Origin of the sequence: Rhizobium sp. BK650 (genome assembly GCF_014195325.1) — a bacterium.
Classification (GTDB): Bacteria; Pseudomonadota; Alphaproteobacteria; order Rhizobiales; family Rhizobiaceae; genus Rhizobium.
Map to the genome: position 1 here is coordinate 22257 of NZ_JACIBK010000009.1, position 12301 is coordinate 34557.

Consider the following 12301-nt stretch of genomic DNA (forward strand, 5'->3'; position numbering starts at 1 on the left):
ATGATCCGTTACATCCTCTGGCGCATAGCTGCTATGGTGCCGACCCTGCTCGTGATATCGGCGCTTGTCTTCGTCATCATCGAGCTGCCGCCCGGCGATTTCTTCGAAAGTCAGATCGCCGAACTGCGCGCTCAGGGCGAGACCGCAAACCTACAGGAAATCGAAGACTTGCGCCATCAATACGGCTTCGACCAGCCGGAGATCGTGCGCTACTTCTACTGGGTCGGCGGCATGCTGCGCGGTGATTTCGGCTATTCCTTCGAATATCAGCTGCCGGTTTCCGACGTGGTGGGCGACCGCTTGTGGCTGACGATACTCGTCTCCTTCTCGACCATCCTTCTCACCTGGCTTATCGCCTTTCCGATCGGCATCTATTCCGCAACCCATCAATATAGCTGGGGCGATTACGGGCTGACCTTCCTCGGCCTTCTCGGCATAGCCATTCCAAACTTCATGCTGGCGCTGATCCTGATGTATTTCGCCAATGTCTGGTTCGGACTTTCCATCGGCCATCTGATGGACCAGCAATTTCTGAACCAGCCGATGAGTTGGGAAAAGGCAAGATCGATCCTCGCGCATCTCTGGATTCCTGTGATCATCGTCGGCACGGCCGGCACGGCCGGCATGATCCGCCGCCTGCGCGCCAACCTGCTCGATGAGATGCAGAAGCAGTATGTGACGACGGCGCGTGCAAAGGGCCTGCACCCGGTGCGCGCACTGGTTAAATATCCGCTGCGCATGGCGCTTAATTTCTTCGTCGCCGATATCGGCTCGATCCTGCCGTCGATCATTTCGGGCGCCGAGATCGTCGCTATCGTTCTATCGCTCGAGACGACCGGGCCGATGCTGATCAAGGCGCTGCAGAGCCAGGACATGTATCTTGCCGGCTCCTTTCTGATGTTCCTTGCCTTCCTGAACGTCATCGGCGTGCTGATCTCCGATATCGCGCTCGGCTTCCTCGATCCCCGCATCCGTCTGCAAGGCAGGAGCACCAAATAATGTCGCCCCTACCCGCACCTGGCGCGCCGCTGCCGCATTACGTCTCGACGGCTCCCTTCGATCCGATCGCAAAGGAGACGATGACCTCGGCCCAGTCGCGCATCCACCTTGCCTCGCAAAAGCAGCTCATGTGGTGGAAGTTCAAGCGCCACAGGCTGGCGCTGGCATCCGGCATCTTCCTTGCCGCCATCTACTTCATGATCCTGATCGTCGAGTTCCTGGCACCCTACGGTCTGCATACGCGCAACGTCGATTTCATCCATTCACCGCCGCAGCGGGTCCGTCTCTTCGATAGCCAGGGCAATTTCGTCGGCCCCTTCGTCTATGGCCGGAAGATGACGCTCGATATCAACACGCTGCACCGCCTCTACACCAATAACGAAAACGACATCCAGCCGATCCGCTTCTTCTGCCGTGGCGATGGCTACAAGTTCTGGGGACTCATCGCTTCCGACTTCCATCTCGTCTGCCCGGCAATCGGCGGACAGATGTTCCTGCTTGGCACCGATCGTCTCGGTCGCGACGTGTTGTCACGCATCCTTTACGGTGCGCGCATTTCGCTCACCATCGGCCTGATCGGCATCGCCATCAGTTTCGTTCTCGGCATCGTCATCGGCGGCCTCGCCGGTTACTGGGGCGGTATTTTCGATCTTGTCGTGCAACGCCTAATCGAAGTGCTGCAATCCCTGCCCTCACTGCCGCTCTGGATGGCGCTCGCCGCGATCATGCCGGTGACATGGAGCCCGATCGTCATCTATTTCGGCATCACCGTCATTCTCGGCATCATCGACTGGACGGGGCTTGCCCGCGCTGTGCGCTCCAAACTTCTTGCGCTACGCGAAGAAGACTATGTACAGGCCGCCCAGCTCATGGGCGCCAGCACGCCGCGTATCATCGGCCGGCATCTGGTGCCGGGCTTCATGTCACATCTCATTGCATCGGCCACCATTTCCATTCCGGGCATGATCCTTGGGGAAACGGCGCTCTCCTTCCTCGGCCTCGGTTTGCGGCCGCCCATTACCAGCTGGGGCATCCTGCTGACCGAAGCCAAGAGCGTCAGTGTCATCGCCTTCTACCCATGGCTGCTGTTTCCAATCATTCCGGTAGTGTTCGTAATTTTGGCGTTCAATTTTCTGGGAGACGGCTTGCGCGATGCGGCAGATCCCTACAAATAGCGTCGGGCCGGGTGGAGCGCTTCGCATCCGCCCGTTCATGGCCTCCGAACCGCGGGGGTGGTAGAAGTATGTCGTCCACCTCAAGGGGCACGCCTATGGCCAGACGTCTCGAAGATGCGCGCATCCTCATGTACAGCCACGATACTTTCGGCCTTGGCCACCTGCGCCGCTGTCGGGCAATCGCCCATGCCCTCGTCGAGGATTATCGCGGCCTTAACATCCTGATCATTTCAGGTGCGACGATCGCCGGGGCTTTCGACTACCGTGCCCGCGTCGATTTTGTAAAGATCCCGAGCGTCATCAAGCTCCGCAACGGCGAATATACCTCGCTTGCCAGCCACATCGATCTTCAGGATACGCTGAAGATGCGCGAGTCGAGCATCCGCCACACTGCCGAGACTTTCCAGCCGGATATCTTCATCGTCGATAAGGAGCCGATGGGGCTGAAGGGCGAGGTCGAGGATACGCTTGCCTATCTGAAGGCGCGCGGCACCGTTCTCGTGCTCGGCCTTCGCGAGATCATGGACGCGCCGCATCTGCTCGAAGCCGAGTGGAAAAAGAACAGCGTCATGCAGAAGATCGACCAATATTACGATAGTATCTGGGTCTACGGACCGCCGGATTTCTACGATCCGCTTGTCGGCCTCGACGTGCCCTCGGGCGTTCGTCGCAAAATGGATTTCGTCGGCTTCCTGCAGCGCAGTGTCTCCAAGGGCAAGAATTCGCTGAACGCCCGCAAGGACGATTATATCCTCGTCACCACGGGCGGCGGTGGCGACGGCTCCGACCTCGTTCACGATGTGATGAACGCCTATGAAGCCGATCCGACGCTGACGCAAAAGGCGCTTGTCGTGCTCGGCCCCTATATGCCGGTGGCCGAACGGACGAAACTCGTCAAGAAGGGCGAGAAGATTCCCTATATCGAGGTGATCGAGTTCGACAATCATATGGAAGAACTGATCGACGGCGCCACTGCCGTTGTCGCCATGGGGGGTTACAACACCTATTGCGAAATCCTTTCGTTCGACAAGCCGGCGCTCGTCGTGCCACGCGTTGCCCCACGCGAGGAGCAGCTTCTGCGCGCCCGGCGCGCGAGCGAGCTCGGCCTCGTCGACATGCTGCTGCCCGAGCAATCGGCCGACCCTTCCGTCATGGCGGAAACGCTGAAACGCCTGCCTTCGCGGCTGCCGCCGTCAAAGAGCGGCTGCAATATGCACCTAGAGGGGCTGGATCATATCTCCCGCACCGTTGGCACATGGCTCGACGGCCACGGGCGCCATCTTTCCCTCGTCGGCGCAGAATAAAGAGCCGTCCTTTGCCGCCACGCCGCAAGATTCTCGTCGTGCTGAAAGGCTATCCCCGCCTTTCGGAAACCTTTATCGCCCAGGAGTTGCTAGGCCTCGAAAAAGCCGGCTTCGACCTGACGTTGATTTCCATGCGCCGGCCGACCGACAAGAAGCGTCATCCCGTGCATGACGAAATCAAGGCGCGTGTCGTCTACTTGCCAGAATATCTGCACGAGGAGCCGATCCGCGTGCTGAAAGGCCTCATTTCCGGCTTTTCCAAGCCGCGTTTCGGGGTCCTGATGAAGCGCTTCTTCGCCGATCTGCCGCGCGATATTTCGCGCAACCGCTTCCGCCGGCTTGGCCAGGCGCTGGTCCTGGCACGCGAATGGCCTGATCAGGGCGAGTGGCTGCATGCCCATTTCATTCACACGCCATCATCGGTGACCGAATATGCGAGCATATTGACCGGCACCCCCTGGACATGCTCAGCCCATGCCAAGGATATCTGGACCTCGCCCGATTGGGACCTCAGCCAGAAGCTCGACAGTGCCCGATGGGCCGTGACTTGTACCCGCACCGGCTACGAGCACATGAAGGCGCTGACGGGTCGCAAGGATGCGGTGCATCTCAGTTATCATGGCCTTGATCTTGCCCGCTTCGGCCATTTTGCCGACGAACGCTCGAACCGCGACGGCAGCGATCCTGCAGATCCCGCCTTCATCCTCAGCGTTGGTCGGGCGGTGGAAAAGAAGGGCTACGACGTGCTGCTGCGCGCGCTGGCCTTGCTGCCTGGGGACATCAACTGGCGCATGGACCATATCGGCGGCGGCGAAGGGCTTTCCGAGCTAAAAGAACTTGCTGGCGAACTCGGGCTTGCCGAGCGCATCGCCTGGAAGGGTGCGCTGGCGCAGGAAGATGTGCTCGATCACTATCGCCGCGCCGACATCTTCGCGCTCGCTTGCCGCATCGCCGCCAATGGCGATCGCGATGGTCTGCCGAACGTGCTAGTCGAGGCTTCCAGCCAGCGGCTCATGTGTCTTTCTACCAACGTCTCCGGCGTGCCGGAGCTGCTCATCGACGGCGAGAACGGCCTCATCGTGCCGCCGGAAGATCCGGCAGCCCTTGCAAAGGCGCTCGAGACGGCAATCCGCAATCCGAATATGCGCAAACGGCTGGGCGATGCGGCCGAGGAGCGCGTTCGCGGCCATTTCGATTATCATTCCAGCATCCGGCAGTTGAGCAGTTTGTTCGAAGCAGAATGGCAGAAGGTGTCATGACGGCCCCCCGCATCTTCTTTTATGTCCAGCATCTGCTCGGCATCGGCCATATCGCCCGTGCCAGCCGCATCGCCAATGCGTTGGTCAAAGACGGCTTCGCGGTCACCGTCGTCACCGGTGGCCTGCCCGTGCCGGGCTTTCCAGGCGAAGGTGTGAAGACTATCGAACTACCGGCTGTCGTCGCCAGCAATGTCGGCTTCTCCGGTCTCGCCGACGCCGACGGGCGGGCGGCAGGCGAAGAATTTCTTTCCCGGCGCCGTGACCTGCTTTTGCAGGCCTTTGAGGAGGCAAAGCCCGATGTCGTGATCATCGAGGCCTTCCCCTTCGGCCGCCGACAGATGCGCTTCGAGCTGCTGCCGCTGCTCGGTGCGATCGCGAAGGCCGAGCCCCGGCCGAAGCTTTTAAGTTCGGTGCGCGACATCCTGCAGGAAAACCGCAAGCCTGGCCGCGACGAGGAAACGGTCAAGCTGGTCAAGGAGCACTTTGACGCGGTACTTATCCACGGCGATCCGGAGTTTGTACGTCTGGAAGATACGTTTCCCCTGACGGCCGAGATCGCCGACCGACTGCGCTATACCGGTCTCGTTGCTCCGCCGCCCGCGCCGGAACCGCCAGAGACATTCGACATCATCGCTTCAGCGGGCGGCGGCGCTGTCGGAGCGGAACTGATCCGCGCCGCGCGCGACGCGGCAGCCTTGCTGCCCGCCAATCTTCGCTGGCTGCTGATTGCCGGACCTAACCTTCCCGCCGCCGATTTTTCCGCGCTATCGGACGCGCCTGCCAACGTCACAGTGGTGCGGTTCCGCAAGGATTTCCCCTCGCTGCTGCGCGGCGCGAAAGTCTCGATCTCGCAGGCCGGCTACAACACAGTGGGTGATCTCTTGCGCACCCAATGCCGCTCAATCCTCATCCCCTTCGTGGCGGACGGGGAGACGGAACAGACCGTGCGCGCCGAACGATTGCAGGCGCTAGGCCTTGCCGAAATCCTGCCGGAAAAAGGGCTGACCCTCAATGACGTCAAAGCTGCTATCGAGCGGGCACTTGCAGCCCCGCCGCGTCCGGCCGTTCGCCTCGATCTCGATGGAGCCGCAAAAACTGCAGCCATCATTCGCTCAATGATCGGCTGAAACCCTCGCCTATTCCAAAATTCATGTGATATAAGAAAATTTCCGGCGAGAATCGGCGTTTTGACATGAGTCCGCTCCGCCTTGTTTTCGTTGCGATATCGGCGGTCTGACTGCATGGTCCTGTACTCGGAGATTCCCCCTTCCTCAGCATCAGGATCGCTGTACGGACTTTTCCCACAGTCTGATGGTTAACCATGGAAAAAAGCCTCGCGCGCTACATCTGGAAGAACACGCGGCTGCAGCAGCTCTGGATTTTGCTGGTCGTCGCAGCCTCCATGGTGCCTTACTTCCTGTCATTCGACCTGCCGAAGCAGATCGTCAACGGGCCTATTCAAGGTGACGGCTTCGAAGGACCGGGCGCAAGACAGACTTTCATGCACATAGCCTACGACATCCCGCTAATCGGGCATGTCGAACTCTTCAAGGGCCTGGAGCTTAACCGCCTGCAGATGCTGATGGCGCTGAGCCTGGTCTTCCTGGCGCTTGTCGTGCTGAACGGCCTCTTCAAGTTCTACATCAACACCTACAAGGGCCGGCTCGGCGAGCGCATGCTGCGCCGTATTCGATTCGAGCTCATCGATCGCGTGCTGCGCTTCCCGCCCGCCCATTTCAAGCGGGTGAAATCCGCCGAGATCGCCACCATGATCAAGGATGAGGTGGAGCCGATGGGCGGCTTCACGGGCGATGCCTTCGTCTCGCCAGCCCTGCTCGGCGGCCAGGCGGTCACTGCGCTTGCCTTCATCATCATCCAGAACTTCTGGCTGGGCATGATTGCGGCTGCAATCGTCGGCGTTCAGGCGGTGGTCATTCCCCGCATGCGCAAGCGCCTACTTGAACTCGGCCGCCAGCGTCAGCTGACCGCCCGCGAGTTGTCCGGCCGGGTTGGCGAGATCGTCGAAGGTATCGGCACGATCCATGGCAACGACACGTCGAACCTCGAACGAGCCGATATAGCCACTCGTCTCGGCCGTATCTTCTCGATCCGCTACGATCTTTATCAATGGAAGTTCCTGGTGAAGTTCATCAACAACTTCCTTGCCCAGGTCACACCCTTCCTGTTCTACGCAATCGGCGGTTATCTGGCGCTCCAGGGCCGGCTCGACATCGGTCAGCTCGTCGCCGTCATTTCCGCCTACAAGGATCTTCCCGGCCCATTGAAGGAACTGATCGACTGGGACCAGATGCGCCAGGACGTACAGGTCAAGTATGCGCAGGTCTACGAGCAGTTCAATGTCGAGCCCTTGATCGACAGCCGCATTCAGGAGCTTGCCAGGACGCCGATCGCGCCGCTGACCAGCGCGCTCGTCGTTACCAACCTTTCAGTCAGCGACGACAGTGGCGCACGCCTCGTCGATCATGTCTCGGTCGAGATCAAGCCGAACGAGACAGTCGCGATCGTCGGGCCGAACGGCAGTGGTGCGGAAGCTTTCGCAGAAGCGCTCGGGCGCCTCGTATGGCCGGATTCCGGCCGCATCACTATCGACGGACAAGATCTTCTGGAGCTGCCGGAATCGATCACCGGACGGCGCATCTCCTATGCATCTGCCGAAAGCTATTTCTTCCACGGCACGCTGCGCGACAACCTCCTCTACGGGCTCAAACATGCCCCGATGAAAGAACCTGAATATGACGGCAAGGCGGCTCAAGAATATAAATGGTACGTCGCGGAATCGCAGAAGGCCGGTAATCCGACGCTCGACCTCAACAGCGACTGGGTGGACTATACGGCAGCCGGCGCCAACGGACCCGAAGACCTGCTGAAGGCGATCCGGCCGGTGCTCGACGCGGTAATGATGTCGCAGGATATTCTGGATCTGGCGCTGCGCTCCACCGTCAATACGGAGGTTCATACCGCACTCGGCAGTCATATCGTGGAACTTCGCAGATCACTGCGCGAGCGGCTCGCCAAGGAGAATCTCGACGCCATCGTCGTGCCATTCGATTTCGACTCTTATAACGCACAGGCGACCGTCGGCGAAAACCTACTGTTCGGCACAATGAAGCGGCCGCTGATGAACAACCGCCGGCTTGCCGGCCATCCCTATTTCCAACAACTCTTCCGCGACACCGGACTGAGTACCGATCTCTACGCGATGGGCCTGGAGATTGCGGAGAATGCGGTGGAACTGTTCCACGACCTGCCGCCGGACCACCCTTTCTTCCAGCAGCTGACCTTCATGACCGCGGACGACATTCCGACCTACCAGGCGTTGCTGCAGAAGCTACAGGGCAAACGTTTCGAGGATGCGACGCCGGAAGACAGGGCAAGCATCATTCGCCTGAGCTTCGCCTATATCGAACCGCGGCACCGCTTCGGTCTCTTGACCCAGGCGCTGATGGACAAGATCGTCGACGCTCGCAAGCAGTTTCACGAGAACATTCCAAGCGACCTCGCCGAACTGATCGAGCGTTATGACATCAGCCGCTTCACGGCCTCCGCGAGCCTTATGGATAATGTGCTCTTCGGCCGCATCGCCTATCAGCAGGCTGATGCCTCCGACCGCATCCGCGTCATCATGGGTGAGCTCTTCGATGCGCTCGATCTTTATGACGACGTATTGTCGATCGGACTGGAATTCGATGTGGGCTCCGGTGGCAAACGACTGACAGGAGTACAGCGGCAGAAGCTCAATCTCGCCCGCACACTACTCAAGCGCTCCGACTACTTCATCTTCAACCGGCCGATCCCGGCACTCGACCAGCGCATCCAGGACCAGATCACCCGTAACATCATCGAAGGCCTGCACGAGGAAGGCAAGCGCCCGGCTATCATCTGGGTTCTGTCTAACGCCAAGCTTGCCGAAATCTTTGATCGTGTTTTGCTCTTCGATCGCGGCAATCTTGCCGAGGCGGGCAACTATCCCGAACTTTCCGAGAAAAACGGTATGTTCAAGGAACTGTTATCGTAATATTCTATTGGGGCGGCAGAGACAGCGCCAGCAAGGCGTATCGGTTGATTTTAGCGCATGATCATGGACCATGCGGCAGGAGGTTGTAACGCTCATGCTGTTAAGAGATGAAGTCGAAATGCTGCGGCGGGTGCCGATCTTCTCAAGGATTGCACCAGCAAAACTCAAGCTCTTGGCCTTCACCTCCGATCGCATGACCTACCGCCCCGGCCAGAACCTGTTTCACCAGGGCGACGTCGGCGACGCCGCTTATGTCGTTCTTTCGGGAACCGCTGATATCCTCGTCTCCTCGCCTGCCGGCGAAATCAAGGTCGCCGATGTCGAGGTCAATTCCATTGTCGGCGAAATCGCCATTCTCTGCGACGTTTCGCGTACCGCGACCGTGCGTGCCACCTCGCCGCTCGAAGTCCTACGCATCAACAAGGAACATTTCCTCAAGCTTTTGAGCGACTTCCCGGAAATGGCCGTAGAGATCATGCGCGTGCTTGCCGACCGTCTCAATCACACCACCGCCGAATTGACCGCCGCCCGCGCCGCCAAGCAGCCGCAGATGGCGCAGTAGAGTCTCAATAACAACCCCGGACAAAAGGTCCGCCAGGATTTTCCAGGCGGACCCTCGCTATTGACTTTATACGTGCTATTCGCGCTGCTCCAGCGCCTTGCTAAAGGCGAGAGCCGCCAGCGTGCAGATCGCGCCCGACAGCAGGTAGTATCCGGCGAAGGCGAGACCGAACCGGCTCGACAGGCTGAGAGCCACCAGCGGCGCGAAGCCGGCGCCAACGAGCCAGGCAAGGTCGGAGGTGAAGGCCGCGCCGGTGTAGCGATAGCCTCGGCCGAAGCGCGACGAGATCGAGCCAGTCGCCTGTCCGAAGGAAAGTCCGAGTACGCCGAAGCCGATAATGACATAGGCATCGTGCCCGCTATTGCCGGCACCGATCAGCAGCGGCCCGACAAAGCTGAAGATTGCGATCAGGACGGCACAGATGGCGAGCTGAGCGCGGCGGCCGATGCGGTCGGCAATCAAGCCCGAGGCTATGATGGCGATAATGCCGACAATGGCACCGATGACCTGCACCACCATGAAGGCACCGACCGGCCGATCGCTGTGCAGGCTCACCCAGCCGAGCGGGAAGATCGTCACCAGGTGGAACATGGCAAAGCTCGCCAGCGGCACGAAAGCGCCGATCAGGATATCGCGGCCGTGGACGCGCAGCACGTCCAGGATCGGCGCGGCTTCAAGTTCATGCTGTTCCAGCAGCGTGCCGAACTCCTTGGTCATGACGAGACGAAGACGCGCAAAGAGCGCAACGACGTTGATCGCAAAGGCAACGAAGAACGGATAACGCCAGCCCCATGAAAGGAAGTCTTCCGAGGAAAGGTTGGCGACGAAGTAACCGAACAGGATGCTCGCCAGCGCAAAGCCGATCGGCGCGCCGAGCTGCGGGATCATCGCATACCAGCCGCGGTGGTTGGGCGGTGCATTGAGGGCGAGAAGCGAGGCGAGACCATCCCATGCACCACCAAGTGCAAAGCCCTGGCCGAGCCGGAAGAGCGCCAGCAGCGCGATCGACCAGTAGCCGATTTCATCAAATCCCGGCAGGAAGGCGATCGATGCCGTCGAGCCGCCGAGCAGGAAAAGGGCGATGGTCAGCTTTGTGCCACGTCCGTAGAAGCGGTCGATCGTCATAAAGACGACGGATCCGACGGGACGGGCGAGGAAGGCCAGCGAAAAAATCGCAAAGGAATAGAGCGTGCCTGTCAACCGGTCCGGCGCGAAGGGAAAGATGAGCTGTGGAAAGACAAGTACGGATGCGAGGCCGTAAACGAAGAAATCAAAAAACTCCGACATGCGACCGATCACCACGCCGACTGCGATGCTGCCAGGCGAGACTGGCTTGTCATCATGGATGCGCCGCGCATCCCGTTCCAGCGATGAAGATGATGGTCCTAAATGTGTGGCAGTAGCCATATGAAACGCCTCCCTCGTTCAAGGTGCTTGTGACAAAGCACCTCAAGCTGATCTTGTTCCATATCTGCAGCTTATCAAGTCCCGACAGCGCAAATAGTGATCTGCGCTCGTCAAAAACCATGGGCCTGAATCGGCACCGCGGGAACACGCGACCTATTCCACAGTTTTATTGGGCAACGTCCACCAATTCGGATATACAGAAGCCGGCGCCGACGGGATTCCTTCACGATTTCATCAGGATTTCAGAGGCGTCGCGCCAGCTGGCTCTCCCGCAGTGCAAAAAGCATGTTGCACTGCGACCAAAGACCTCATATCGCTGCTCGTGCCAGTGCTTTAGTCGGCAATAGAACGAAACAAAAAGAGCTTAGAGACGTGCAAAAACTGCCAAAGTTTTCCCGCCTTCTATTAGTCTTGCCGCTGTTTTTTTTGGCAGGATGCAACATGGTGGTCTTGTCGCCCTCCGGCGATATCGCCGTCCAACAGCGCGACCTCATCATCGTCTCCACGGTGCTGATGCTTTTGATCATCATTCCGGTGATCTTCCTCACGCTGTTTTTCGCTTGGCGTTACCGGCGCACTAACGCGGCTGCGAACTACGCGCCCGAATGGCACCACTCCACGCGCCTCGAAATCGTGATCTGGGCGGCACCGCTCGCCATCATCATCGCGCTTGGCGCGGTGACCTGGATATCCACGCACAAGCTCGATCCGTTCCGGCCGCTCGACCGCATCGATGCCGATCGCGCCGTTCCCGCAGATATCAAGCCGCTGACCGTCGAGGTCGTTGCGCTCGATTGGAAGTGGCTGTTCATCTACCCAGATCTCGGCGTCGCGACCGTTAACGAACTCGCAGCGCCGGTCGATGTCCCGATCGATTTCAAGATCACGGCCTCCTCGGTAATGAACTCATTCTTCATCCCTGCGCTCGCCGGCCAAATCTACGCCATGCCCGGCATGCAGACGAGGCTGCATGCCGTCATCAATAAAGAAGGCGAGTATGAGGGCTTCTCTGCCAATTACAGCGGCGCAGGTTTCTCGAATATGCGCTTCAAATTCCACGGCCTAAACCAGCAGGGCTTTGACGCCTGGGTGGCGCAGGTGAAGCAGCGGGGCACGATGTTGAACCGCGAAGCCTATCTGAAGCTTGAAAAGCCGAGCGAGAAGGAGCCGGTGCGCTATTATGCCGGCGCTGATGCCGACCTTTACAACGCGATCCTCAACATGTGCGCCACGCCCGGCAAGATGTGCATGAACGAGATGATGCACATCGACATGATGGGTGGCGGCGGCAAGGAAAGCGAAGGAAACCGGGAAAAACTCACCTACGACAACCGCTATGCGAAGGAAGGCGTTGTCGCCCCCGGCGCGACGGTGCCCGCAACCGGCGCTCCTTCCCGCGCCGAACCTCCTCGCGAGGGCGGTAGCAATGAGGGGCAGCACGATATGCAGAAGATGCCCGGAATGGACATGCAGCATGATGGCCATTCTCCCGGCGTGGGTGACGGCGGAAATCCGGCGCCGGCGCAGCTCAACAATAACAATTAACCTGGCGCTTTGCG

Annotated in this window: 9 protein-coding genes; 8 read left to right on the forward strand and 1 reads right to left on the reverse strand. The window is 59.5% G+C overall.

The features are described from left to right. From FHX15_RS20875 to FHX15_RS20905, 7 genes are all read left to right on the forward strand, one after another. Positions 1-999, forward strand: a complete 999-nt coding sequence (locus FHX15_RS20875) for an ABC transporter permease (protein ID WP_184400272.1) — start codon at positions 1-3, stop codon at positions 997-999. Continuing rightward, entirely contained in the window at positions 999-2174 is a 1176-nt protein-coding gene (locus tag FHX15_RS20880) for an ABC transporter permease (RefSeq protein WP_184400273.1), read from the forward strand. The genes FHX15_RS20875 and FHX15_RS20880 overlap by 1 nt, the downstream gene beginning before the upstream one ends. A gap of 95 nt (positions 2175-2269) precedes the next feature. Then, a complete protein-coding gene (locus FHX15_RS20885; RefSeq protein ID WP_184400274.1) occupies positions 2270-3478 on the forward strand; it encodes a glycosyltransferase family protein in 1209 nt (402 codons plus the stop codon). Positions 3479-3489: 11 nt separating this feature from the next. Then, on the forward strand, positions 3490-4737 hold the full coding sequence (locus FHX15_RS20890) for a glycosyltransferase family 4 protein (protein ID WP_184400275.1): 1248 nt from the start codon (positions 3490-3492) through the stop codon (positions 4735-4737). Further along, the gene (locus tag FHX15_RS20895; protein WP_184400276.1) at positions 4734-5864 is read left to right on the forward strand and encodes a glycosyltransferase family protein; all 1131 of its coding nucleotides are present in this window, start codon (positions 4734-4736) and stop codon (positions 5862-5864) included. Before FHX15_RS20890 ends, FHX15_RS20895 begins: the two co-directional genes overlap by 4 nt. A gap of 194 nt (positions 5865-6058) precedes the next feature. Next, on the forward strand, positions 6059-8773 hold the full coding sequence (locus FHX15_RS20900) for an ABC transporter transmembrane domain-containing protein (RefSeq protein WP_184400277.1): 2715 nt from the start codon (positions 6059-6061) through the stop codon (positions 8771-8773). Between the two features lie 94 nt (positions 8774-8867). Further along, positions 8868-9335 (forward strand): cyclic nucleotide-binding domain-containing protein, encoded by a 468-nt coding sequence (locus FHX15_RS20905; protein WP_184400278.1) that lies wholly within the window; start codon positions 8868-8870, stop codon positions 9333-9335. Between the two features lie 75 nt (positions 9336-9410). Here FHX15_RS20905 and FHX15_RS20910 read toward each other — a convergent pair whose 3' ends face one another. After that, entirely contained in the window at positions 9411-10742 is a 1332-nt protein-coding gene (locus tag FHX15_RS20910; RefSeq protein ID WP_184400279.1) for an MFS transporter, read from the reverse strand. A 372-nt stretch (positions 10743-11114) separates the two neighbouring features. On the opposite strand from FHX15_RS20910, the gene cyoA reads away from it, so the two are divergent. Then, positions 11115-12287, forward strand: coding sequence for a ubiquinol oxidase subunit II (gene cyoA / locus FHX15_RS20915; protein ID WP_184400280.1), 1173 nt, complete (start codon positions 11115-11117; stop codon positions 12285-12287). Positions 12288-12301 lie beyond the last annotated feature (14 nt).